The 22,024-nt window shown below is 67.5% G+C and carries 24 protein-coding genes and 1 tRNA gene; 7 read left to right on the top strand and 18 right to left on the bottom strand.

Annotated elements, in window-relative coordinates; genetic code table 11:
* Positions 1-54: 54 nt before the first annotated feature.
* A complete protein-coding gene (locus BMW87_RS21060; RefSeq protein ID WP_093078439.1) occupies positions 55-1,224 on the top strand; it encodes a GGDEF domain-containing protein in 1,170 nt (389 codons plus the stop codon).
* Between the two features lie 9 nt (positions 1,225-1,233).
* On the opposite strand, the gene BMW87_RS21065 is transcribed toward BMW87_RS21060, so the two are convergent.
* The 5 genes from BMW87_RS21065 to BMW87_RS21085 all read right to left on the bottom strand — a co-directional run bounded on the left by BMW87_RS21065 (position 1,234) and on the right by BMW87_RS21085 (position 4,760).
* Positions 1,234-2,112 (bottom strand): DMT family transporter, encoded by an 879-nt coding sequence (locus BMW87_RS21065; RefSeq protein WP_256216856.1) that lies wholly within the window; start codon positions 2,110-2,112, stop codon positions 1,234-1,236.
* Positions 2,113-2,148: 36 nt separating this feature from the next.
* The gene (locus BMW87_RS21070) at positions 2,149-2,928 is read right to left on the bottom strand and encodes a helix-turn-helix domain-containing protein (protein WP_093078441.1); all 780 of its coding nucleotides are present in this window, start codon (positions 2,926-2,928) and stop codon (positions 2,149-2,151) included.
* A 17-nt stretch (positions 2,929-2,945) separates the two neighbouring features.
* On the bottom strand, positions 2,946-3,191 hold the full coding sequence (locus tag BMW87_RS21075) for a hypothetical protein (RefSeq protein WP_093078442.1): 246 nt from the start codon (positions 3,189-3,191) through the stop codon (positions 2,946-2,948).
* A gap of 64 nt (positions 3,192-3,255) precedes the next feature.
* Positions 3,256-4,050, bottom strand: coding sequence for a phosphodiesterase (locus tag BMW87_RS21080; protein ID WP_093078444.1), 795 nt, complete (start codon positions 4,048-4,050; stop codon positions 3,256-3,258).
* Positions 4,051-4,088: 38 nt separating this feature from the next.
* Positions 4,089-4,760, bottom strand: coding sequence for a nitroreductase (locus BMW87_RS21085; RefSeq protein ID WP_093078445.1), 672 nt, complete (start codon positions 4,758-4,760; stop codon positions 4,089-4,091).
* 122 nt (positions 4,761-4,882) lie between these two features.
* Between BMW87_RS21085 and BMW87_RS21090 the strand changes: the two genes are divergently transcribed.
* Complete coding sequence (locus BMW87_RS21090) at positions 4,883-6,523, top strand: 3-(methylthio)propionyl-CoA ligase (protein ID WP_093078447.1); 1,641 nt, start codon at positions 4,883-4,885, stop codon at positions 6,521-6,523.
* A 217-nt stretch (positions 6,524-6,740) separates the two neighbouring features.
* On the opposite strand, the gene BMW87_RS21095 is transcribed toward BMW87_RS21090, so the two are convergent.
* The 6 genes from BMW87_RS21095 to BMW87_RS21120 form a co-directional block, all read right to left on the bottom strand.
* Positions 6,741-7,193: a hypothetical protein gene (locus tag BMW87_RS21095; protein ID WP_093078448.1), complete on the bottom strand. Its 453-nt coding sequence runs from the start codon at positions 7,191-7,193 to the stop codon at positions 6,741-6,743.
* 334 nt (positions 7,194-7,527) lie between these two features.
* Positions 7,528-8,004, bottom strand: a complete 477-nt coding sequence (locus BMW87_RS21100; protein WP_093078450.1) for a copper chaperone PCu(A)C — start codon at positions 8,002-8,004, stop codon at positions 7,528-7,530.
* A gap of 33 nt (positions 8,005-8,037) precedes the next feature.
* On the bottom strand, positions 8,038-8,655 hold the full coding sequence (locus BMW87_RS21105) for an SCO family protein (RefSeq protein ID WP_177192819.1): 618 nt from the start codon (positions 8,653-8,655) through the stop codon (positions 8,038-8,040).
* 115 nt (positions 8,656-8,770) lie between these two features.
* Positions 8,771-9,175 carry a DUF2946 family protein gene (locus BMW87_RS21110; RefSeq protein WP_256216857.1) on the bottom strand — a complete coding sequence of 135 codons (405 nt, stop codon included), beginning with the start codon at positions 9,173-9,175 and terminating at the stop codon, positions 8,771-8,773.
* An 80-nt stretch (positions 9,176-9,255) separates the two neighbouring features.
* Positions 9,256-9,332, bottom strand: a tRNA-Met gene (locus BMW87_RS21115).
* 54 nt (positions 9,333-9,386) lie between these two features.
* Positions 9,387-10,886: a vWA domain-containing protein gene (locus tag BMW87_RS21120; protein ID WP_093078453.1), complete on the bottom strand. Its 1,500-nt coding sequence runs from the start codon at positions 10,884-10,886 to the stop codon at positions 9,387-9,389.
* A gap of 135 nt (positions 10,887-11,021) precedes the next feature.
* Between BMW87_RS21120 and BMW87_RS21125 the strand changes: the two genes are divergently transcribed.
* Positions 11,022-11,687, top strand: coding sequence for a sigma-70 family RNA polymerase sigma factor (locus tag BMW87_RS21125; RefSeq protein WP_093078454.1), 666 nt, complete (start codon positions 11,022-11,024; stop codon positions 11,685-11,687).
* Positions 11,684-12,919, top strand: a complete 1,236-nt coding sequence (locus BMW87_RS21130) for a hypothetical protein (protein ID WP_093078456.1) — start codon at positions 11,684-11,686, stop codon at positions 12,917-12,919. Before BMW87_RS21125 ends, BMW87_RS21130 begins: the two co-directional genes overlap by 4 nt.
* 5 nt (positions 12,920-12,924) lie before the next feature.
* Here BMW87_RS21130 and BMW87_RS21135 read toward each other — a convergent pair whose 3' ends face one another.
* Positions 12,925-13,704, bottom strand: coding sequence for an enoyl-CoA hydratase (locus tag BMW87_RS21135; RefSeq protein ID WP_093078457.1), 780 nt, complete (start codon positions 13,702-13,704; stop codon positions 12,925-12,927).
* Positions 13,705-13,802: 98 nt separating this feature from the next.
* On the opposite strand from BMW87_RS21135, the gene BMW87_RS21140 reads away from it, so the two are divergent.
* Together BMW87_RS21140 and BMW87_RS21145 are read left to right on the top strand one after the other, a co-directional pair.
* Positions 13,803-14,138 (top strand): SMR family transporter, encoded by a 336-nt coding sequence (locus tag BMW87_RS21140; RefSeq protein WP_093078459.1) that lies wholly within the window; start codon positions 13,803-13,805, stop codon positions 14,136-14,138.
* Positions 14,139-14,199: 61 nt separating this feature from the next.
* Positions 14,200-14,787, top strand: a complete 588-nt coding sequence (locus BMW87_RS21145) for a DUF2325 domain-containing protein (RefSeq protein WP_093078503.1) — start codon at positions 14,200-14,202, stop codon at positions 14,785-14,787.
* On the opposite strand, the gene BMW87_RS21150 is transcribed toward BMW87_RS21145, so the two are convergent.
* Genes BMW87_RS21150 through BMW87_RS21160 form a run of 3 tightly spaced genes read right to left on the bottom strand, consistent with a single transcriptional unit; the run spans position 14,784 to position 18,524 of the window.
* The gene (locus BMW87_RS21150) at positions 14,784-16,631 is read right to left on the bottom strand and encodes a M61 family metallopeptidase (protein WP_093078460.1); all 1,848 of its coding nucleotides are present in this window, start codon (positions 16,629-16,631) and stop codon (positions 14,784-14,786) included. The two genes, BMW87_RS21145 and BMW87_RS21150, sit on opposite strands and share 4 nt — an antisense overlap.
* The gene (locus BMW87_RS21155) at positions 16,631-17,353 is read right to left on the bottom strand and encodes a DsbC family protein (RefSeq protein WP_093078462.1); all 723 of its coding nucleotides are present in this window, start codon (positions 17,351-17,353) and stop codon (positions 16,631-16,633) included. Before BMW87_RS21155 ends, BMW87_RS21150 begins: the two co-directional genes overlap by 1 nt.
* A gap of 43 nt (positions 17,354-17,396) precedes the next feature.
* Positions 17,397-18,524, bottom strand: a complete 1,128-nt coding sequence (locus BMW87_RS21160; RefSeq protein WP_093078464.1) for an FAD-dependent monooxygenase — start codon at positions 18,522-18,524, stop codon at positions 17,397-17,399.
* A 118-nt stretch (positions 18,525-18,642) separates the two neighbouring features.
* Here BMW87_RS21160 and BMW87_RS21165 point away from each other — a divergent pair, with 118 nt between their 5' ends.
* Complete coding sequence (locus BMW87_RS21165; RefSeq protein ID WP_093078465.1) at positions 18,643-19,524, top strand: MOSC domain-containing protein; 882 nt, start codon at positions 18,643-18,645, stop codon at positions 19,522-19,524.
* A gap of 19 nt (positions 19,525-19,543) precedes the next feature.
* Here BMW87_RS21165 and rbsD read toward each other — a convergent pair whose 3' ends face one another.
* Genes rbsD through BMW87_RS21180 form a run of 3 tightly spaced genes read right to left on the bottom strand, consistent with a single transcriptional unit; the run spans position 19,544 to position 21,989 of the window.
* A complete protein-coding gene (gene rbsD, locus BMW87_RS21170) occupies positions 19,544-19,936 on the bottom strand; it encodes a D-ribose pyranase (protein ID WP_093056648.1) in 393 nt (130 codons plus the stop codon).
* Complete coding sequence (gene rbsK / locus BMW87_RS21175; protein ID WP_093078467.1) at positions 19,933-20,901, bottom strand: ribokinase; 969 nt, start codon at positions 20,899-20,901, stop codon at positions 19,933-19,935. The genes rbsD and rbsK overlap by 4 nt, the downstream gene beginning before the upstream one ends.
* A complete protein-coding gene (locus BMW87_RS21180; RefSeq protein ID WP_093056646.1) occupies positions 20,898-21,989 on the bottom strand; it encodes a LacI family DNA-binding transcriptional regulator in 1,092 nt (363 codons plus the stop codon). The genes rbsK and BMW87_RS21180 overlap by 4 nt, the downstream gene beginning before the upstream one ends.
* Positions 21,990-22,024 lie beyond the last annotated feature (35 nt).

A 22,024-nucleotide genomic window follows, 5' to 3' on the forward strand; every position in this document is an offset into this window, starting at 1 on the left:
GCGCGCCCGCGCTGCGGAGCGCCCGGATCGGCGATGCCAACATAATCGGGCTCCATGGGCGCCCTGCCAGCCATCCTCGATCCTCGCTCCGTCATCATTCTTGCGGGGCTCATGGGCGTTGTGATGGCGCTGGTGGTGTTCTTCATGCGGCGCAGCTATCCGGCCACCATCCAGGGGCTGGACGAGTGGTCCCAGGCGCCGCTCATGGCGTTCGTGAGCACCATGCTGTTTGCGGCGCGCGGCTTCTTTCCGGACTTCCTCACGATCGTCGTCGCCAACTTCGTGCTGTACCAGGCCTGTATCCTGTACTACGCGGGCAGCCAGAAGTTCCTGCTCGGGCGCCGCGACACCCGGGGCTGGACGGTGCTGAACGGCTGCCTGGCGCTGGCCATGTTCTGGTTCAGCAGCGTGAAGCCCGACTTCGAGACTCGCTTGCTGCTCATTACCCTGGCGGTATCGGCGCTGTTCTTCTTCCACGCCCAGCTGTACATGCGCCACGAGGGCCGGGTGTTCGGCAAGCGGCTGATGATCGGGCTGCTGCTGGCGCAGGCGCTGGTGGCCGGCTTGCGCTTCTTGTCGGTGGTGGCGGGGCTGGCCGGCAGCAGCCTGATGGACGGCACCTGGATCCAGTCGCTCTACATCAGCATGTACTCGTTCACCGTGCTGCTGCTGTCCATCGCCGTCATCCTCATGGCCACCGACCGGGTGCACACCGAGTTCGAATACCTGGCCACGCGCGACCCGCTCACCGGCGCGCTCAACCGGCGCGCGGTGCTGGATGCATGCGGCGCCGTGTTCGCCTCGGGCCGCCGGCGCATGGCGCTGCTGATGGTGGACCTGGACCACTTCAAGGACATCAACGACCGCTTCGGCCACCAGATGGGCGACGCCGTGCTGCGCGAGGCCGTCGGCCGCATGCAGCGCGCCATCGGCGACAAGGGCCTGCTCGGGCGCTACGGCGGCGAAGAATTCGTGGTGCTGCTGCCCGACGTGGGCAAGGACGAGGCGATGGACATCGCCGCGCGCCTCAAGCAGAACATCGACGAACCGTTCCCGGCCGATTCGCCGATGGCCGCTGTCGGCTCAATGGCAGTGAGCATCGGCGTGGCGGCCAGCGAGAGTGGCACGGGCAGCATTGGCGTCGACGACGTGCTGGCGCTGGCTGATGCTGCGCTGTATCGCGCGAAGGCGATGGGGCGGGATCAGGTGATTGCGGCTGCCTGAGGGTTGTTGTCAGCGCCGCACTGCACCGCTCGCCAGCACGATCCCGGGCACCACCAGCGCCAGGGCCAGCAGCACCGCACCGGTGATCGATTCGTTCATCCAGGCCGCCGCGCCCAGCGTGGTCAGCACTGGCACCAGCGCCGCCGACAGCGACGCGCGCGGCGCGCCGAGCCGTGCGACGGCCACCATGTAGACCACCAGCCCAAGCACTCCCGCGGCCACGCCTTGCGTCGTGGCCTGCAGCGCGACATCGGGCCATGGCGCGCTGAGCAGTCGCGGTGCACCGACGATCGGCATCACAGGCAACAGCATCAGCGCCGACCACCCGTTCACGAACGCCGCGCCTTGCCACGGCGTGAGCCCGCAGTGCGCGAACGCGAGCGAGTGCACGGCCCACAGCATGGCCGCCGCAAGAAAGAGCAGATCACCGCGCCAGTCGAGCGAGCCGCTGCGAAAACTCCCCGCAGCGAACAGTGCCATGCCGATGGCAATGCAGGCCAGCCCGACAAGCCTGAGGCCCTCGACCTTCTGCCTCTTGTGAAGCCATGCGCCGATGGCGGTGAAGAGCGGCAGGCTGCCCGCCATGAAGATGCCCATGTGGCTCGCAGGCGCCCATTGCGCGCCGGCCAGCACCAGCAGTCCGAAGGGCAGTCCGCCGCCGATGACGAGGAGCGCGAGCACCAGCGGCGAGGCCTTCGGTGCGATGCGCTTGCTGCCGAACCACAGCGGCCAGAGCAGCAGTGCGGGAATGCCGTAGCGCATCAGCGCCAGCTCCATCGGCCCGAGCGTGGTGGTCACGCCGTGGCGCGAGACGAGTTGCCAGGCGCTGCCGATGAAGGCTGCGGCCAGCGCGGCGAGCAGGCCTGCAGAAAGGTTGCGATCCATCATCGCGGCGAGTCTCGCGACCGCGCCGCGCGACGGCTATCAAATTCGTGCGCTGCCGGCCAGCACGCGGCGGGCTTCGCCCAGCGTCACGCTCACCTCGCGGCGGAACACCGCGCCCAGGTGGCTCTGGCTGCAATAGCCGAGGTCGTGCGCGATGCCCGCAAGGTCGCTGTCGCCATCGACGAGCCGCTCCATGGCTGCTGCGAGCCGCAGGTGCTGGCGGTACTGATGCAGGCTCAGGCCAGTCTGCTGCCGGAAGCTGCGTGCCAGATGAAATGGCGAGCGCGAGACCGCATCGGGCACTTCGCGCATCGGGAGCTTCGCCTCTCGGTCAGCGGTTTCCGCGAGCAGCCGTTTCGCGCGCATGACCGCGCCCGTCAGCGGCAACTGCCGGCGCGACGTGCCGAGTTCATCGACCAGCGAGGCGATGGCATCGGCACTGGCATCGCCTGCGCGCAGTTGTCGCTGCGCCGCGTGAACCTGGTACAGCGATCGTGGTGACAGCAGGCAGAACACAGGTGCCGCATCTGCGCGAGACGGCCGGTGCCGGCTGACGACCATGCTGTGTCGGGCTGCATGCACCACCGGCCGCAACTGATAGACCATGGCGTCGCAGAACTGCATGGCGGTGAGCCCGTCGACCAGCCAGGTGCCGTTGCCTGTGCGCACATCGAGCACCGTGCGGCCCACCGGGAAGATGATGCGCCGCGATTCCAGCGTGTAGGGGATGCTCCAGTCGGACCCCTGATGCGCGCGGGAGCGCACGTGCTCGACCGTGAACTCGTGTCCGGTGTAGAGGAGGGTGCGTTCCTGTGGCATGACTGGATGGCCGTCGACTACTTTTCGCCCCAGCGCCAGCGCGGTGGCTCGCCCTTGATCCAGCAGACGGCGACAAGCGCGATGGTCAGGACCATGAGGGCCGCGAAGAACAGCAGGGGTTCCCGTTCGGGGCGGATGGACAACACAGCCGTCACCACCAGCAGGCCGTACACGGCCATCACCGCCCAGCCTTGCCAGCAGTTGGGCAGGCCCCAGCCCCAGCCGTAGCGCTTGGCGGGAAACCAGTAGGGCTGCTTTTGCATCACGTCTCCTTGTCGATTTGCCGGATTCTGTCCGCTCTGCCTGAAGGAATGCTGAGCCCCGGCCTCACGCAAATGGGTAAGGCCCTTGCATCTTCCCGATGTGGCTCACATGGCTCACCATGCCGTGCGCTTCGTTCCACAGGTGCAGCATGCAGCCGGGCCGGCCCATGAAGGAGGCCGGCGCCGCATCGGCGGCCAGCTGCAGCGCGATCTCGGTCGTGCTGCTCGGGCATGAACACACGACCGTGCCTGCCCAGCGCCGCAGCATGGTGCGGTGCACGTGGCCGCACAGCACCAGCTCGATGTTGGAGGCGCTGCGCACGATGGCTTCTAGCGGCGCCGTGTCCATGTAGCGGTACGTATCCATGTAGGGAATGCCGCTCATGAAGGGCGGGTGATGCAGCATCAGCAGCGTTGGCTTGATGCGATCGGTTTCGAGCGTGCGCTGCAGCCACGCCAATCCTTGCGCATCGATGCCGCCATGGTGAAGCCCGGGAATGCACGAGTCCAGCGCCACGATGCGCACCGCATGGTCGTCGATGCAGTAGTGCAGCGCGCCCTCGGCCGGCAGGTACGCGTGGTCCGCGAAGGCTGCACGAAAGTTCTCGCGGTGGTCGTGGTTGCCGGGAATCACGAGGTACGGAATCGTCAGCTTCGCGAGCAGGTGCCGCACCTGTGCGTATTCATCGGGCCGGCCGTCGTCGACAAGATCACCGGTCAGCAGCACCAGGTCGGGCTTGCGGTCGAGCGCGTGCAGGTGGTCGATGGCTTCCTCGAACATGCGGTTCGAGTCGGCCACGCCCTGGTAGAGCTGGCCTGCGGGGCGGATGTGGGGGTCGGAGATCTGTGCGATGAGCATCCCGCATCATCAAGCACGATCCGTTCCCTCCGGTGGACTCAGATGCCGACGAACTCGGCCACGTCGGCCAGCGGTGCGCGCTCGGTCACCAGCGCATCGAGCGGGCGGCTGCGGTCCGCATAGCCGATGGACATGCCCGTGAACAGCATGCGTTCGGGCGGCAGGGCGATGAACTGGCCGATGGTCTGCGGGTAGATCGCCCAGCACTCCTGCGGGCAGCTGTCGAGCCCTTCGCCGCGCAGCAGCAGCATCACGTTCTGCAGCATCATCCCCAGGTCGGACCACTGCGGCGGGCCCATGCGGCGGTCGACGCTGCAGAAAAGCGCGAGCGGCGCGCCGAAGAACTGGTAGTTGCGCGCAAACCATTCGCGGCGCGCGGCCTTGTCTTCGCGCGGAATGCCCAGCCGCGCATACATTGCCTCGCCCACGGCGAAGCGGCGGTCGCGATACGGCGCTGCAAGCTCGCGCGGGTAGATGTCGTACTCGCTGCCTTCGCCGGTGGGCGCTTCCTGCACGCGCGTGCGCATGATCGCCTTGAGCTCGGCGAGTTTTTCTCCGCCCACCACATGCAGATGCCATGGCTGCAGGTTGCCGCCCGAAGGCGCGCGCAGCGCCTGCTCGACGACGCGGCGGATGACGTCACCGGGCACCGGCGTGTCGAGAAAGTCGCGCACCGAGCGGCGGGTGGCGATGGCGTCCTGAACGTTCATGCAAAAGTCCTCTTGAAAGGCCATGCTAGGGGCAACCCTCGAATGACCTCAATCGTCCGTTCCGACGATGCGGCGCTGAGTGGCGGCTGCCTAGCATCGCCCCAGCGTACAGGAGACAAAACATGTTCGGATTGATGCAAGACCGCCCGCTGCTGATCTCGTCGCTCATCGATCACGCAGCCACCTTCCACCCACACGCCGAAGTCGTGGGTCGCACGGTGGAGGGGCCGGTGCATCGCACCAACTACGCGGAGATACAGCGCCGCGCCAAGCAGGTGGCCAACGCGCTGAAGGCGCTGGGCATCGAACCCGGCGACCGCGTGGGCACGCTCGCGTGGAACACTTATCGCCACCTGGCGCTGTACTTCGGCGTGTCGGGTTCTGGCGCGGTGCTGCACACGGTGAACCCGCGGCTCTTTCCGGAGCAGATCGACTACATCGTCAATCACGCCGAAGACAAGGTGCTGTTCTTCGATGCCAACTTCGCTCCGCTGGTCGAGAAGCTCGCGCCCGGCCTGAAGTCGGTGCGCGCCTTCATCGCGATGACCGACCGCGCCCACATGCCCGCCATCGACGTGCCCAACCTGCTGTGCTACGACGAACTCATCGGCGCGCAGAGCGAGACCTACGCCTGGCCCGAGTTCGACGAGCGCACTGCCTCGTCGCTTTGCTACACCTCGGGCACCACCGGCAACCCGAAGGGCGTGCTGTATTCGCACCGCTCGACCGTGCTGCACTCGCTGATGGAATGTGCCCCCGACACCTTCGGCGTCAATTCGCAGATGACGCTGCTGCTCGCGGTGCCCATGTTCCACGCCAACGCCTGGGGCATGCCGTATGCGGCGGCGATGGCCGGCGCGAAGCTGGTCATGCCCGGCCCGCACATGGACGGCCAGAGCCTGTACGAGCTGATGCGCGACGAGAAGGTCGGCTTCTCGCAGGCCGTGCCGACCATCTGGCTCATGCTGTTCCAGTACTTCGACGCGCACCCCGAAATCGACACGCGCGCCATTGGCCTGAAGCGCATCGGCGTGGGTGGTGCGGCCACGCCGCGCAGCATGATCGAACGCTTCGAGCGCGACTTCGGCGCCGACTTCGTGCAGGGCTGGGGCATGACCGAGACCAGCCCCATCGGCGTGATCGGCAACCTGCTGCCCAAGCACCTGTCGATGCCGAAAGAAGAACAGATGCGCGTGAAGATGCGCCAGGGCCGCGGCGTGTGGGGCGTGGAGCTGAAGATCGTCGGCGAGGACGGCCAGCGCCTGCCGCACGACGGCAAGGCCTTCGGCCATTTGCACGTGCGCGGCCCGTGGATTGCGAGCGGCTACTTCAAGAGCCAGGGCGGCCCGGTGCTCGACGCCGAAGGTTTCTTTCCGACCGGCGACGTCGCCAACATCGACGAAGACGGCTACGTGCAACTGGTCGATCGCGCGAAGGACGTCATCAAGTCGGGCGGCGAATGGATTTCTTCCATCGACCTGGAAAACGCCGCGAGCATGCACCCGGCCGTGGCCGAAGCGGCGGTGATCGGCATCGCGCATCCGAAGTGGCAGGAGCGTCCGCTGCTCATCGTGGTGAAGCGTGCGGGTGTCGAAATCACGCGCGAGGAATTGCTCACTTTCCTCGCGCAGCGCGTCGTGAAGTGGTGGCTACCGGAAGACGTGGTCTTCGTCGACACGCTGCCGCATACAGCCACCGGCAAGCTGCTGAAGACCAAGCTGCGCGAGCAGTTCAAAGGTTACGTTGCGACGACATCTGTTTGACGGTTTGATGACTTGTTAGATTTTTCTGTGGACAACTCTGTGAGTTGTGGGTGGAGGCGCAGAGGCGAAGCGAGGATTGGCGTGGCTTCCCATCACGTTGCCTGTTGAATAGGCAGCCCTTCGATGGGGGAGGCCGAAAGGCATAGGGTGGGCGCGTATGTATACAAACAGGAGGGCAGTCGGCATCGACTCCCTCCGCAAACTGGACACCGCGAAACTAGCTGGTGCCCCGCGCCAACTGAGCCCGCCCGAACGGCGTGATACGCCGGATCACCGCCAGCTCCTGCGGCTCGCGGCTGTCCTTCCACGCCAGCACCGGGCTGATCGCGGCATCGACGAACCCGGCCTGCTTCAGCGCCTCGATGCAGTTGATCTCCTGCGCGTCGTCCACGCGAAGCGGGAATGTCGAACGCTCGATCATGCGCAGGTAGTGCAGCGGTTCGATGCCCGTGCGTGCCGGCTTCGGTGGTGCGTCGGTGTTGCTGGCGTTGCGACCGCGCAGGTTGTCGATCTCGGCGTGCCCCTCGTCGGTGATGCAGACCACCAGCGCCGCCTGCGCCAGCCTGTAGCTGCCCCCGGTGTCGAAAGCCGGGTCGATGGCGGCCTCGATCAGGCCGGTTGCTTTCAGGACGGAAACGCGTCGCACGTCCTGCGCGTCCGTCACGTGCATTGGCAGGCGAGCATGCTCCAAATGAAGAAGGTAACTGAGCGGCACCGAAGATCCCCTGTCTACGTATCCCTCGGCCCTCATGCCGCGTCATGCCGTCCAGCCAAAGCAGGGACGGCAAGAACGCCCCCGACTTCCTGGACAACTCATGCGCCCCGGACCAATCCAGCCCGCGAGGGTGTTGGTCGAGAAGGGTGTGAATTGTGAATATTTGTCAACAATTCTTGTAGGACGGCCGGTCGAGCGCCATCACCGAAACAGGGTATTTCCTCTGGCCGGGTTCTGGGGTTTCAGGATCGGCTGCGTTGGCGCGGCCGACCCTCGACGCGTTCGCTCCTCAGTGCTTGTGGCTGCCGTGCCCCGCGGGTTGCGCAGCGGCATTGAGTGCCCGCACCGGCGCCTTCACCGCGACCGATTCGCGCTTGCCGTCCTTGCCTTCGAACACCAGCGTGAGCGGCACGGTGTCGCCTTCCTTCACCTGCTGCTTGAGGTCGAGCAGCATCACGTGATAGCCGCCGGGCTTGAGCTCGACGGTCTTGCCGGCGGGGAGGTCGAGCGCAGGGATCTGGCGCATGCGCATCACGTTGTCCTGCATGGCCATTTCGTGCACCTCAACGATGGGCGTGACGGGCGAACTGGCCGAGATCAGCTTCGTGTCTTTCGCGGCGCTGAGCTGCATGAACGCGCCGGTGGCCTTCTGCTGCGGCACGGTGGCGCGCACCCACGCGTCCTTGATGGTGACCTGGGCGTGCGCGTGTGCGGCGAGCAATGTGGCGATGGCGATGAGGAGGGTGGGTGCGATGGGGTTTTTCATGGATGAAATCTCCTGAGGTTGAAACGATGGAAGTCAGGCGGATGCGGTCTGAAGAATCTGGCGGAGGTCTTGCGCGCATTCTTCCGCGCTCTGTTCGTGGCGCAGCACGAGGCGGATCTTTCCCTTCGGGTCGAACACGTAGCTGAAGGCCGAGTGGTCCATGGTGTACGAGGAGCCCGTGGGCACTTTCTTGTAGAACACCTTGAAGTCTTTCGCGGTCTCGCTGGTTCGCTGCATGTCGCCATAGAGGCCTATGAAGCTGGGGTCGAAGGCCTGCGTGTAGGCCTTGAGCACGACAGGCAGATCGCGCTCGGGGTCGACGGTGACGAAGATCACCTGAAGGCGCTCGCCGTCGGCGCCGAGCAGCCGCTTAATCTCTGCCGCGCGCACGAGTGCTGTGGGGCACACGTCGGGGCACTGGGTAAAGCGGAAGAACATCATCACCGCCTTGCCCTTGTAGTCGGCCAGCGTGCGTTCATGGCCGTCCGCGTCGGTCAAACGGAAGTCCTGCGCGTATCTGGCGCCGGTGATGTCGACGCCGTTGAAGCTGGCGGGCAGCACCTTGTCGCAGGCTGCGAGGGTCGTGAGCGCGGCGAGGCTACCGGCGGACAGCAGCAGGAATCGCCTTGTTGGATGGGGGGTGTGAATCATGGAAAAGCTCTCTTCGGCACGGGTGCGTGTGCCGACGAATTCATTGCAGAAACGCATGCGACGAGCGAGCCTCGACCGAGGCGGCAGCATCACGCGCGCAAGAACTGAAGAAGCGTCAGGAGAGCGAAGGAGGCCCGCGCGCCGGCAAGGGCGCAGCGGTGACCGCGGCGATGTGCGCGGACGGAATCGGCCGGACTGCGCGGGCTAGCGGCATGAGCGCGGGCAGCTCGACAGTTGGCGTTGTTGCGGGTGGAGCGCCGTTGAGCACGCACAGCGGGCAGTCCATGTGGCCCGCGCCCAGCTCTTGCGCGCCGTCGTCGGTGTGCACGATGGCTTTCACCGAACCGGCGTTCGAGCAGACCAGCTCCACGGTCTGCGGATGCACGACTGGAGAAGCGATGGCCACGCCAAGCGACAGCGCGAACCACAGCAGTATCCAGCGGATCAGGCCCACGCCCGGACGCCGCAAGCCCGCGCGGGCGGCGGGCGGGTTCGGTGTGGCGAGGGAAGGCGCGAGCATCGGCGCGGATTATCGGTCAGCATGCTCGGCAAAGAAAAAAGCCTTGTAAGTCGTTGACTCACAAGGCTTTTTCGTTTTGTTGGTGGCTCTTCACGGACTCGAACCGCGGACCTGTGGATTATGATTCCATCGCTCTAACCGACTGAGCTAAAGAGCCGTCAGTGCTGATTTGCACCGAGCCCAAAATTATAGCCCAGGCTGAGGACCCAGTTCAACTACCCACGGGCAACTTGCCCAATTCTTCGGAAACCAGCCGCACGATCAGCTTGTCCAGCGTCTGCACCGAGTAGTTGCCGACGTCATGCACGGTCTGCGTTCCCGGGCCGCTTGCCGGGTTCGTCGCTTCCTTGTAGGTCAGGAACACGAAGCGCCCGCCGGTGTATTGCGCGATCTGGCGCTGGATGTATTCGCCTTGCTTGTCGAGCCCCGATGCGCCCACGCTCAACACCTTGATGCCCTTGCCCAGCGCGGCGACCATGTCGTCGTCGTATTGCGGGCCGCCGTAGTCGAGGTGCGGCGGCGCATCGGCCAGCAGCACCACGAGGCGCGTGGTGCCGTTGCCGCGCCAGCTCATCTTGTGGACGGTTTCGTTCAGGGCCTCGTTCATCGCCTCGGGGTAGTCGCCGCCGCCTGCAGCACGCAGCGCATCGAGCACGCCCTGGAAGGCGTTGAGGTCGTTGGTGAAGTCGTGGCGGCGCACGAGAAATTCGTCGGAGCGGTCGCGGTACGCCACCAGGCCGAAGCAGGTGTCGGGGCGGCTCGGCAGCCTGGCGACCTGGTCGGCGATGGTGCGCAGCGTGGTCTTGAGCTTCGCGATCTCGTCGTCCATCGAGCCGGTGGCGTCGATCAGGAAGACCAGGTCGAGCCTGGCGCGCGCGGGGGCAGTGCCGGGCTTGCCGTCGAGTACGACGTCGATGGCGTTCTTCTGGCCGCGCTGCAGGAAGGCGGTGCTCTGGCGGCCGTTCCTGCGCACGGTGACTTCGTACACCGGGCTCTGCGCCTTGTCGAAGGCGTTCGGATGCAGCCAGGCGCGCCCGCCCGCATCGGTGCGGGCCCACATGGCGGCGCCGTTCGCGGCCTGCACCGCCACTTCGGCATCGGGCACGACCGCGCCGCGGGCGTCGCGCACCTGGAGGAGGTAGCGCGCGCTGATGTCGCGCTCACGGTGGACGACCTGCGTGCGACCGCGGAAGGCCTGGTATTCGCTGAAGTCGGCGTTGTCGTCGACCATGCCGGCGGTGACGGGTTCGTTGGCGGGGCGCGGGGCTTGGGCCGGTGGCTGAAGGCCGCCGCTTATGCGCGGCGCTGCGGGCGCGGCTGGCGCAGCAGCTTCAGCGATGGCGCTGGCAAGGGGCTCGGCGGCGGGTGCCGGCATTGATTTCGCGGCCGAGACCGACGGCGAGCCGGGCCGGCGCAGGCTGTAGTCCTTCATCGCGTCGGTGTCCGCAAGCTCGCGCCGGTCGCGTGCGACGCGCGCCATGCCCGGTGTCTCGTAGGTCTGGACTGGCCTTGCGCAATGCGTGGCCGACGGCGCCTCGAAGTTCGGCACCGTCTGCGCCACCTGCAGGCGGCTGTCGGGTGCGGGCGTAGGCCAGCGCGTGACACTGGAAAGGGCCGGGGGCTCGGTGGCGCCGCAGGCGGCCAGGAGCAGTTGGGCGCACAGCAGCACGACGAGCGGGCGGCGAAACCTGGGAACGAAAGCTTGGGTCATGGAAGCACTCCGGGTGGTTGAGTGCAGGCTGATACGGCCGACCACCGCCAGCGGGGTTGAGCTCGCCGACTTTTTTTGCCGCCCCGAACCCCGGTGCGGTCCGCCGCCCGTACAAGCTGGGGTGAAAATCCTTCGATGTCCGCGCTTCCCCGCGCCCCTTCCGCCAAGAACGCCCCCGAGCGCCAGGCCATGCCCGACGACCAGTTGATGCTGGCCTACGCGCAGGGTGACGCCGCCGCGTTCGACGTGCTCTACGCGCGCCACGAAGGCGGATTATTCCGCTTCGTCAAGCGGCTGCTGGGCGCGCGGCTCGTGGCGCAGGCCGACGAGGTATTCCAGGACACCTGGGTGCGGATCATCTCGGCGCGCGACAGCTTCTCGCCGCAGGGCGCGACGTGGCGCACCTGGGCCTTCACCATCGCGCACAACCTGGCGATGGACCGGCTGCGCGTGAGCGGGCGCGAAGTGACGCTCGATGCGCACCCGGGCGATGACGGCGAACCCGTGCCCATGCTCGACCGCGGCGTGCGCGGGGCCGTCGATGCGGCGGCGCACCCGTCGGCCGAAGAGCTGGCGTTCTGGCGTGCCGCGGGCCGTCGCCTGCTGGCTTGCCTCGACGAACTGCCGGCCGATCAACGCGCCGCGTTCCTGCTGCACCATGAAGACGGCCTGACCGTCGAGGCGCTGGCCGCGAGCCTGGAGATCGGTTTCGAGACCGTGCGCAGCCGCCTGCGCTATGGCTTGCAAAAACTGCGCGGGTGCATGGAGCGCTATCTGTCGGTGCTGGAGCAACGGGCATGAGCGGCAACAACACCAAGTTCGACGACGACAACAACGGCGATCTGCGCGACCCCGCGCTGCGCCGCGCGCTGGACCATGCGCCCGACAGTGATGCCAGGCCCGATCCGCGCACGCGCGACGCGATCCTGAAGATGGCGCACAACCTTGCCGAGGCGCCGGTGACAGCGAGCCCTGCCGCCAACAGCGCGAGCGCCGCGCCGTGGTGGCGACGCCTGTTCGGCGGTGGCGGTGAGCCGCGTGCGCGCATGCCGTGGAACGCGGCTTTCGCTACGGTGCTCGTGGCTGGTTTCGTGGCGGTGCTGTGGCATCGCGAGCCTGTGCCCGATGCGCGACTCGATGGTGAAGCCCGCGTGGGCGGAGCAACTGCGCAGGCGCCGGCTCCAGTGGCGCCGCCTGCACCGGCTCCGGCGCAAGCGTCCGCGGAGGCCGCGCCTCCAGCCGAAGCGCCGGCAGCCGCCGCCGCGCCTCCACCAGTCGTTGCGCAAGCCCCCGCAGCGCCTGCCGCGGAGCAACGCGCCAAGGCCCCGGTCCCGCGCGATTCTTCTTCCCCGAAAAAGGCCACCGATGCGGCGAGCGCAGATGCTCTCCAGCGTGCCGCGCCGAAGCCATCTCTCAAGCAGGCGGCTCCTGCGCCCGTCGCGCCCGCCGAGCCGGTCACACCTTCGACACCGCCTGCCATCGTGGCCGAGCAATCCGCACCCGCACCCGTCTTGCGCGATGAACGCCGCGAAGCCCGCGTGGAAAACGAACGGCGAAGCGCTTATGCAGCAGGAGCGCCCGCGCCGGCAGCGCCACCGCCGCCAGCCGCCGCACCCGCGAACCAGGACAGCGCCAACGCCGAGGTTTCCGGCGGACTGCGTTCGACCGCGCCGGGCGCTGCCGCCAAGGCCATGACAAGGCCTCGGAGCGCAGCGGCGTCTTTCTCCGCGCTGGAGCGATGGACGTCCTTCAACTTCACGCGTTCAGGCGCCAGCGTGCGCCACGAGCGCGGCGACATCGAAGGCCTGCCGGCGCTCGTGAGCACCGTGGCGCGTTCGGCCACGTCGCCCGACGAACCGCTCGCCGCACCGGTTGAGGCGCGGCTCGAGCTGTACCGGGGCAATGCGCCGGTCGCCGTGCTGGAAATCGCCGGCGGCCAGGTGCGCTGGACATCGCAGCCCGGCGGCGCGGCTCTCGTCGGCACGCCGCCAGCGCAGGCGCTCGATGCGCTGCGCTCGCTGCTTACGCGCTGATCAGATCAGGCGTTCTTGAAATCCGGCGCGCGCTTGTTGAGGAAGGCGTCCATGCCTTCCTTCTGGTCGACGGTGGCGAACAGCGCATGGAACAGCCGGCGCTCGAACATCACGCCGTCGCTCAGGCCGCTTTCGAAGGCGCGATTGACCGATTCCTTCGCCGCCATCACCGAGATCTGCGAGTAGCCGCAGATGATCAGCGCCGCGCCCAGCGCCTCGTCGGCGAGCTTTTCGAAAGGCACCACGCGGCTCACGAGGCCGGCGCGCTCGGCTTCGGCGGCGTCCATCATGCGGGCCGTGAGCACCATGTCCATGGCCTTGCTCTTGCCCACGGCGCGTGGCAGGCGCTGCGTGCCCCCGGCGCCGGGGATCACGCCGATCTTGATTTCGGGCTGGCCGAACTTCGCGTTGTCGGCCGCGATGATGAAGTCGCACATCATCGCCAGCTCGCAGCCGCCGCCCAGCGCGAAGCCGGCCACCGCGCCGATCACGGGCTTGCGGATCGAGCGGATAGTTTCCCAGTTGCGCGTGATGTAGTCGCCTTTGTAGGTGTCGATGAAGCTGTACTTGGCCATCGCCGCGATGTCTGCGCCGGCCGCGAAGGCGCGCTCGCTGCCCGTGAGGATGATGCAGCCGATGGCGTCGTCCGCATCGAAGGCCTTCAGGGCCTGGCCCAGCTCGGTCATGAGCGCGTCGTTGAGCGCATTCAGGGCCTTCGGGCGGTTGAGGGTGATGATGCCGACCTTGCCTGCTTCGGTCCGCACTTCGATGTTTTCGTAGCTCATGGTGTCTCCGGGGGAAGGGGAAGAAAAACGCGCTTCACTATACCCAGCATGGCCGGCGCGGGTGGCGGGGCATTGCGAGTTCCCATAGAGTGCCCGCCATGAGTTCCAACTACGCCTACCTGTTCGTCGCCATCGTGGCCGAAGTGATCGCCACCAGTTTCCTCAAGGGGTCCGAGGGCTTCACCCGGCTGTGGCGCACGCTGGCCTCGGTGGTGGGCTATGTGATTGCGTTCTTCTTTCTCTCGCTCACGCTGCGCACCATTCCCACGGGCATCGCCTATGCGATCTGGTCCGGCGTGGGCATCGTGCTGATCTCGCTGGTGGGCTGGCTGTGGTTCGGGCAGAAGCTCGACGGGCCGGCCATTGCGGGGCTCGCGCTGATCATCGCGGGCGTGGTGGTCGTGAACGTGTTTTCCAAGTCGGTTTCCCACTGAGCGCCATGCGGGCTTTAGTTGAGAATTGTTCTCATCTAGAATGCCCGCCATGGAGTTCCCGATGCAAGAACATGCCGTGTTGCTGCGGGCCTATGCCCGCGTGCAGGAGCGCTGCTCGCGCCTGCTGGTCGAGCAGGCCGCGCTCGTCGAAAGGCTCGAAGCGCAGATCGTGCGTTTGCGTGGCGCCCTGGTGGCGCGCGACTCGGCCATTGCCATCGTGCGCGAAGAGCTTGCGGTGCGTGCCGCCGCAGGCGGAGCGCTGCCGAAGCGGCTGAGCGCGCTGCTGTCGCCGGGCAGCAAGCGCCATCTGATGATGCCGCCCGAGCCGCAGGCGCCCGCCGACCTGCGCGAGAAGGCCGTGCTGTGCGTCGGCCATGAAGACGAGGCGCCTTCGCTCGCGCGCCAACTGGTCGAGATTGCCGGCGGCCGCTACCTGCACCACGACGGCGGAGACGATGCGGACGATCCTGCGCTCGAAGCCAGCCTGCGCGCGGCCGATCTCGTGATCTGCCAGACCGGCTGCGTGAGCCATGGTGCCTACTGGCGCGTGCAAGACCACTGCCGACGCACCGGCAAGCCCTGCGTACTGGTGGGCGAGCCGCAGCCGATGATCTTCGTGCGGCAGCCGACTGCGGCGGAAAACGCCTAGCCGGCCAACCAGCCCGCCACCTTCGTGGCGTCGTGCGAGAACAGGCGCCAGGTGGTCACACCGACAGGCAGCACCAGAGGCAGCCTGATCAGCTTGCGGTCGCGCGCGACGATGGCCGTGCACTTCATGGCATCGCCCAGGTACAGCGCCAGGTCGTCGAGCTTGGCGATGCGCCAGGCCTGCGCAGGCTGCTGCTGGCCCTTCTTGCCGGCAGCAGGCAACTCGATGCCGATCCACTCGTCGTTTGCGGAGAAGCCGGCCTTCTCGGCCGCCCCGCCCCGCAACACCACCTTCACCTGAACGCTGCCGCTGGCCTCGGCCACGCGCAGGCCCAACGCCTGCGCTTGCTGCGACGGGTCCTCCAGCGTGGCAACGCCGTGCGCGCGCAGCAATTGCGCGAGCGGAAGCTCCTCGGTCGAATGCACCCAGCGCGCCAGCTCCAGCGCATACGAGCGGCCGCTCACGGCCTCGAGCGCCGCTGCAATGTCGGCCTCGCTGATCGGCCCACCACTGCTGTGCGTCCACAGGTGGCGCATCACGTCGTCGAGCGAGCCCTTGCCTTCATGGCGCAGCGTGAGGTCGAAGCAAAGCGCCACCAGCGCGCCCTTGGTGTAATAGCTCACCGTGCTGTTGGGCGTCTGCTCGTCCTGGCGGTAGTACTTGACCCAGGCGTCGAAGCTCGCGTCGGCCACCGGCTGCACCAGTCGGCCCGGCGTCTGCATGACCTGGTTGATGGTCTTGTTCAGCAGGCGCAGGTAGGCTGCGTCGTCGATGCGACCGGCGCGGCGCAGCAGCAGGTCGTCGTAGTAGCTGGTGAAGCCTTCGAAGAACCACAGCAGCTGCGTGTAGTTCTCCTGGCTGTAGTCGTAGCGCGCGAACTCGGCCGGCCGCATGCGCTTGACGTTCCAGGTGTGGAAGTACTCGTGGCTGATGAGGCCCATCAGCGTGGTGTAGCCGTCAGGCTGCTTCTTCTTTTCGCCGCGCTGCGGAAGGTCGCGGCGGTTGCAGATCAGCGCGGTCGAATGGCGGTGTTCGAGCCCGCCATAACCGTCGTCGACGGCGTTGAGCATGAACACGTAGCGGTCGATCGGCGGCTTCGGGCCACCGCGCTTGCCGACCTTGTCGCCGTGCCAGAAGCGCATCTCGGCTTCGCAGATCGCCTTTGTGTCGGCGATCAACCTCTCGCCATCGAAGGATGCAGCGGCACCGGCAATCACGAAGCGGTGCGGCACGCCGCAGGCTTCGAATTCGGCACTCCAGAAGGCACCCAGCTCGACCGGGCTGTCGGCCAGCTCGTCGTAGCCTGATGCGTGGTAGTTGCCGAAGCCATGCTTGTCGGCCTTCAGCGGCACGAGGGCGGTGGCGCACGACCAGCGCGCGGCGTCGTCGGCCAGCTTGGGTGCGACGATCTCCAGCGCATGCGGCGCCTCGGTCTGGCCTTCGACGCGCAGGCACACGCTGGTGCCGTTGAAAAAACCGCGCTCGGCATCGAGCCAGGCGGTGCGCACCGAGTTGTCGTACGCGCAGACCTGGTAGTGCAGCACCAGCGGCTGGCCGGGCGTGCATTCGACGAGCCAGCTGCATTTGTCGAGCTGCATCAGCGCCGGCTTGCGGCGGCCCTGCGTGGCGCGCAGGCCCTGCAGGTTCTTGGCGAATTCGCGGACCAGGTAGCTACCGGGAATCCACACCGGCAGCGACACGTGCTGCTGCGCGGCGGGCGCGTCGATGGTGAGCGTCACGCTGAATAGATGCGCGTGCAAGTCCGCGCATTCGACGCGATAGCGCACGCCCGCCACGGGTGCGGCGACAGCGGCGGCGCGCCGCGAAACGGTCTTCGTCGCCATCAGCTGGACGAAGCGGCGAGTTGCTTCTCGACCTGCTCTGCGGGAATGGCGCCGGGCGTGCGGGTACCGTCGCTGAAGATCAGCGTGGGCGTGCCTGTGATGTTGTACTTGCGGCCGAACTCGACGTTGCGCTGCAGCGCGGTCACGTCGCAGCCGTTAGGCGCGGTGGTGGGACGGGTGCTCGACTCCATCCAGTCGCCCCAGGCCTTGCCCTTGTCCTTGCTGCACCAGATGTCGCGCGACTTGATGTTCGAATCGGGGCCGAGCACCGGGTACAGGAACAGGTACACGGTGACGTTGTCGACCGTCTTCATGTCCTTCTCGAAGCGCTTGCAGTAGCCGCAGTTCGGGTCTTCGAACACCGCGAGCTTGCGCTTGCCGTTGCCGCGCACGATCTTGATCGAGTCCTTCAGCGGCAACTGGTCGAAGGCGACCGCGCTGAGTTTTTCCACGCGCTCTTCAGTCAGGTTCTTGCGCGACTTCACGTCGATCAGGTTGCCCTGGATGAGGTAGTTGCCCTGCTCGTCGGTGTAGAAGATCTGCGAGCCGTTCACGCGCACTTCGTAGACACCCGGAATCGGCGACTTCGACACTTCGTCGATGGCCGGGAACTGAGGAATGCGTGCGGGCAGGTTCTTGCGGATCTCGGCTTCGCCGGCTGTGGCGGCCACGACCGCGCCCAGCGTGCAGGCGGCGAGTAAGAGGTTGCGTACGAGTGTCATCGGGAGATCCGTTGGTTCGGTTCTAAAAGAGGGGCGGGGGGCGTCAGGCCTTCAGGCCCATGGCCTGCGCCGTGATCCAGCGCTTGACGAGGCGCGTGCGGTCGAAGCCGCGCATGCCCCAGTTGCGCAATGCAGGAAGCGGACCCAGGTTGTGCGCAAAGAGTTGCTGCAGCCCGTCGGTCGCCAGGCTCATCTGCAGCACGTCGGCGCGGCGGGCGCGTTCGTAGCGGCGCAGCAGGCGCGCATCGCCCACGCTGCGCCAGTAGTCGCGGTTCTTGATCACGTCGGCCAGCGCGGCCGCATCGGCCAGGCCCAGGTTCAGGCCCTGGCCCGCGAGCGGGTGCACCGTGTGGGCCGCATCGCCCGCCAGTGCCCAGGAGCGAGTCGGCTGTCCGGGCATGGCGCCGGTCCAGCGGTCGGCGATGGCGCGGGCCAGCGGCCAGGCGCCGCGCTCGCTCGTGAGCTTGAGCGCGCCGAGCGCGTTGTGGCTGGCTTCGGTGATGGCGGCGTTGAATTCGTCGTTGCCCTGCGCGAGCAGTTCGGGCGCGCGCAACTGGTCGACCGACCACACCAGCGCGACCGTCTTGCCGTGCGCGCCGCCGAGCGGCAGCAGCGCGAGCACTTCGCCCTTGTCGTTGAACCACTGGCGCGCGATGCCGTCGTGCGACTGCTCGGCCTCCAGGCGCGCCGCGATCGCATGCTGCGGATAGCGCGTGACCTCGTAGCTCACGCCGAGGGCTTCTCGCGTGGTACTGGCCTTGCCTTCGCACACCACGGTGAGCGGAGCGGCCACCGGCTCGGTCACCACTTCGATCAGGGGCTGGAAGCGCACCGCGTCGGCCAGTTGCTGTTCGAGCGCGGGCACGTCGACGATCCAGGCCAGCGCGTCGACCTTCTGGCGCGCGGCGCTGAACTGCACCCGGCCGCCTTCGTCGCCATGCACGAGCATCTCGCGCACGGCCGTGGCATGGGCCCCATCGGGCCAGGCGCGCAGCGATTCGAGCAGCGTGCGGGAGGCGGTGTTGAGCGCGTAGGCGCGGATGTCTTCCTTGCCCTGCGTGGCCGGCGGCACCACCAGCGCGACGCGCACACGCTCGCGCGCGAGCAGCAGGGCCAGCGTACGGCCGACGATGCCGGCGCCGCGAATGCAAACTTCTGGGGGGAGGGCCATGAATCGATTGTAGGAGTTGCCCGCCAGCCCGCGCCCGGCGCCTTTCCCCCGGGGTGCCAAGGTCTTCCGGCTGCCGCGATGCGGGACAATTGCGGCCGAATTCCAAGGAACCCCCATCGTGTCCCAGCCCGCTTTCGACCTCGAAGCCACCATCGCGCGCCTGTTCGTCTATCCGGTCAAGTCCTGCGCCGGCGTCGAGCTTCCCGAAATGCTGCTGACCGAGACCGGCCTTGAGTTCGACCGGGCCTGGATGGTGGTCGACGCCCAGGGCGAATTCGTCTCCCAGCGGCAGCTGCCGCGCATGGCGCTGATCAAGCCGCAGATGAAGCACATGGAAGTGGTGCTGCGCGCCCCCGGCATGCTGGCGCTGCACCTGGCTTTCGACCGGGTCGAGAAGCCGGTGAGGGTGCGCGTGTGGAAGGACGACGTGGCCGCCTACGACATGGGCGACATCGCCGCGCAGTGGTTCAGCGACTTCCTCTCCGAGCCCGGCAAGCCGCAGACCCTGCGCCTCGTGCGTTTCGACCCCGAGCACAAGCGCCTGTCGAGCATGAAGTGGACCGACGGCGTCGAAGCGCAGACCCAGTTCGCCGACGGCTACGCGCTGCTGGTGGCGAGCGAGGGCTCGCTGGCCGAACTCAACGAACGCCTCGCGGCGCAGGGCCACGGTGCCGTGGGTATCGAGCGCTTCCGCCCCAACATCGTGCTGGCGGGTATCGAGTCGCACGACGAGGACCGTGTCGACGCCCTGCACATCAGGACCGGCGAAGGCGAAGCCGAGCTGCGCCCCGTCAAGCCCTGCACGCGCTGCCCGATTCCCGACATCGATCCGGCCACGGCCCTCAGCAGCCCCGAGGTCGGCGACACGCTGCGCACCTACCGCGCCGACGCGCGGGTGGATGGCGGCATCACCTTCGGCATGAACTGCATCGTGATCCAGGGCGTGGAGCACATGCTCAAGGTCGGGCAGGCGGTGGGCGCGAACTACAAGTTCGAATGACCGGCGCCAGGCCGGCGCTTCAGAACTTCACTCCGGCGATCAGGATGATGTTCGCGTAGGGCGTGCATTCGCCCGTGCGCACGACGGCGCGCGCCTTTGCCGTGCGGCGCTTGAATTCTTCGTGCGACACCGTCTGCGGCGCGATGCCCAGCGACTGCGGATACCAGCTCGGCAGCTTCTTCGCATCGCCCAGCGCCTCGTCGGCCACCACGATGCCTTCCACCTGCATTTCCGACAGCACGGCCTGCAGCACGTCGGTGAGCTGCGGCACGCCGCGCGCCACGGCGAGGTCGATGCGGCGCGGGCCGTCAGGAATCGGCAGGCCGGCGTCGCCGAGCACGAGCATGTCGCCATGGCCCAGCGAGGCGATCACATGGGACAGTTCGGCATGCAGCAGGGGGGAGCGTTTCACAGCTTGATCCAGTCGGGAGGCAGGGGGCTGCGCAGCACGGCGTCGCGCTGCGGAATGGAAGGTTGGGCGCCGGGCTGCTGGATGCACAGCGCGGCAGCGCGGATGCCCAGGCGCACGGCTTCGTCGAAGGGCTGGCCTTCGCCCAGCGCGACCGCGAGCGCGCCCAGGAAGGTGTCGCCGGCGGCCGTGGTGTCGACCGCCTGCACCTTCGGCGCGGGATGGTGGCGCGCGCCGTCGGCATCGACTGCCACGGCGCCACGCGCGCCGAGCGTGACGACCACGCGCGCAATGCCCTTGGCGCGCAGGGCCTGGCCGGCCTGGGCGGCTTCCTGCGGACTGTCGGCGGACTGGCCGCACAGCGTCTGCGCCTCGATTTCGTTGACGACCAGCGTGTCGATCTGCGGCCACAGCGGTTCGGCGATCGCCTGCACCGGCGACGGGTTGAGCAGCACCTTGCAGCCCGCACCATGCGCCACCGCAATGGCGCGCGCGACCTGGTCCATCGGCGTCTCGAACTGCGTCACGAGGAAGGCCGCGCCCTGCACCTGCTGCTTCAGCGCGGCTTCGTCGATCTCGAACCGGGCATTGGCGCCGGGAATCATCACGATGCGGTTCTGGCCGCTGTCCTCCACGAGGATCAGCGCCGTGCCGGTCGGCTCGCCCGCCACGGTGCGCAGCGCGGCGGTGTCGATGCCGTCGCGCTCCAATGCCTGGCGCAGCGACTGGCCGTGCGCGTCGTCGCCGACGCAGCCGATCATTTGCACCTGGCCGCCTTCGCGCGCGCAGCTCACGGCCTGGTTGGCGCCCTTGCCGCCGGGAATGTTGGCGATCGAATGGCCCAGCAGGGTTTCGCCCGCGGCCGGCGCGTGCGGCACACGCAGCACCAGGTCCATGTTGAGGCTGCCGAGCACCACGATGCGCGGCGCCTGGATGGAACTGGTGGAAGAAGAAGGCTTCAGGCTCACGGGGTGCGGGACTTTCGGGTTTCCGTTGAAGGCGTTTCGGTCGCGACGGGTGCGGCGGGCTCGCGGAAGCTCGCGTGCCGCGCGGTCGAGGCGCGCACTCGCAGCTCGGGCTGCAGCACCACCTTGCGCGCGTCGCGCCGCTTGCCGCCGACGCGTTCGAGCAGCATGTCGACCGCCAACGCGCCGATGCGCTCCTTGGGCTGCGCCACGGTGGTGAGCGGGGGGCTTGTGTAAGCCGAGAGTTCGATGTCGTCGAAGCCAACGATCGAGAGTTCGTCGGGCACCCGCACGCCGCTTTCATGCGCGGCACGCAGTGCGCCGATGGCCATCAGGTCGTTGCAGACGAACACGGCCGAGGGCTTGCGCTCGGTGCGCAATATCGCGTGCATCGCCTCGTAGCCGCCCTGGCTCGTGAAGCCGCCGCGCCACAGCAGCGCTTCGGCATTCGCGATGTCGGGTGTTGCGCCGGTCTCGGCCAGCGCCATGCGCCAGCCCTCGATGCGCTGCTCGCTGGGCATCACGCCCACCGGCCCGCCGATGCAGGCAATGCGCTTGTGGCCCAGCGACAGCAGGTGCCGCACCGCGAGCAGGCCGCCCTGCATGTGCGCGGTTTCCACCAAGTCGCAGGCCGGGTCGGCGATTTCTCGGTCGACCAGCACCGTGGGCATGCGCAGGCCGCGCAATTGCTTCATGAGGGAGTCGTCGTCACCCGCGCCGGTCGACACCACGATCAGTCCGTCGATGCGGCGCTCGGCCAGCACCTGCAGGTAGACGCTCTGGCGGTGGGGCTCGTCGTCGGTGTTGCACAGCACCAGCGTGTAGCCGGCGCCGAAGCAGCGGTCTTCCACGATGCGCACGATCTCGGCGAAGTAGGGGTTCGAGCTGTTGGGAATCAGCATGCCCAGCGTCGAGGTGGTGTTGCTCTTCAGGCTGCGCGCCATCGCGTTGGGCACGTAGCCCAGCTCGCGGATGGCGAGCTCCACGCGTTCGCGCACCTTGGCGCTCACGTGGCGGGTGTCGTTGACCACGTGCGACACGGTGGTGACGGACACATCCGCCTTGAGTGCGACGTCCTTGATGGTGGCCATGGCTTTTCCTGTTCCTGGTGGGGCGGGATGCTGTC

Origin of the sequence: Variovorax sp. OV084 (assembly GCF_900111625.1) — a bacterium.
Classification (GTDB): domain Bacteria; phylum Pseudomonadota; class Gammaproteobacteria; order Burkholderiales; family Burkholderiaceae_C; genus Variovorax.

What these genes read in the sequence shown, in the direction of transcription:
- BMW87_RS21060 (WP_093078439.1), top strand. Translation starts at nt 55, where the DNA reads ATGGGCGCCCTGCCAGCCATCCTCGATCCTCGCTCCGTCATCATTCTT.
- BMW87_RS21065 (WP_256216856.1), bottom strand. Translation starts at nt 2,112, where the DNA reads ATGATGGATCGCAACCTTTCTGCAGGCCTGCTCGCCGCGCTGGCCGCA.
- BMW87_RS21070 (WP_093078441.1), bottom strand. Translation starts at nt 2,928, where the DNA reads ATGCCACAGGAACGCACCCTCCTCTACACCGGACACGAGTTCACGGTC.
- BMW87_RS21075 (WP_093078442.1), bottom strand. Translation starts at nt 3,191, where the DNA reads ATGCAAAAGCAGCCCTACTGGTTTCCCGCCAAGCGCTACGGCTGGGGC.
- BMW87_RS21080 (WP_093078444.1), bottom strand. Translation starts at nt 4,050, where the DNA reads ATGCTCATCGCACAGATCTCCGACCCCCACATCCGCCCCGCAGGCCAG.
- BMW87_RS21085 (WP_093078445.1), bottom strand. Translation starts at nt 4,760, where the DNA reads ATGAACGTTCAGGACGCCATCGCCACCCGCCGCTCGGTGCGCGACTTT.
- BMW87_RS21090 (WP_093078447.1), top strand. Translation starts at nt 4,883, where the DNA reads ATGTTCGGATTGATGCAAGACCGCCCGCTGCTGATCTCGTCGCTCATC.
- BMW87_RS21095 (WP_093078448.1), bottom strand. Translation starts at nt 7,193, where the DNA reads ATGCACGTGACGGACGCGCAGGACGTGCGACGCGTTTCCGTCCTGAAA.
- BMW87_RS21100 (WP_093078450.1), bottom strand. Translation starts at nt 8,004, where the DNA reads ATGAAAAACCCCATCGCACCCACCCTCCTCATCGCCATCGCCACATTG.
- BMW87_RS21105 (WP_177192819.1), bottom strand. Translation starts at nt 8,655, where the DNA reads ATGATTCACACCCCCCATCCAACAAGGCGATTCCTGCTGCTGTCCGCC.
- BMW87_RS21110 (WP_256216857.1), bottom strand. Translation starts at nt 9,175, where the DNA reads ATGCTCGCGCCTTCCCTCGCCACACCGAACCCGCCCGCCGCCCGCGCG.
- BMW87_RS21120 (WP_093078453.1), bottom strand. Translation starts at nt 10,886, where the DNA reads ATGACCCAAGCTTTCGTTCCCAGGTTTCGCCGCCCGCTCGTCGTGCTG.
- BMW87_RS21125 (WP_093078454.1), top strand. Translation starts at nt 11,022, where the DNA reads ATGTCCGCGCTTCCCCGCGCCCCTTCCGCCAAGAACGCCCCCGAGCGC.
- BMW87_RS21130 (WP_093078456.1), top strand. Translation starts at nt 11,684, where the DNA reads ATGAGCGGCAACAACACCAAGTTCGACGACGACAACAACGGCGATCTG.
- BMW87_RS21135 (WP_093078457.1), bottom strand. Translation starts at nt 13,704, where the DNA reads ATGAGCTACGAAAACATCGAAGTGCGGACCGAAGCAGGCAAGGTCGGC.
- BMW87_RS21140 (WP_093078459.1), top strand. Translation starts at nt 13,803, where the DNA reads ATGAGTTCCAACTACGCCTACCTGTTCGTCGCCATCGTGGCCGAAGTG.
- BMW87_RS21145 (WP_093078503.1), top strand. Translation starts at nt 14,200, where the DNA reads ATGCAAGAACATGCCGTGTTGCTGCGGGCCTATGCCCGCGTGCAGGAG.
- BMW87_RS21150 (WP_093078460.1), bottom strand. Translation starts at nt 16,631, where the DNA reads ATGGCGACGAAGACCGTTTCGCGGCGCGCCGCCGCTGTCGCCGCACCC.
- BMW87_RS21155 (WP_093078462.1), bottom strand. Translation starts at nt 17,353, where the DNA reads ATGACACTCGTACGCAACCTCTTACTCGCCGCCTGCACGCTGGGCGCG.
- BMW87_RS21160 (WP_093078464.1), bottom strand. Translation starts at nt 18,524, where the DNA reads ATGGCCCTCCCCCCAGAAGTTTGCATTCGCGGCGCCGGCATCGTCGGC.
- BMW87_RS21180 (WP_093056646.1), bottom strand. Translation starts at nt 21,989, where the DNA reads ATGGCCACCATCAAGGACGTCGCACTCAAGGCGGATGTGTCCGTCACC.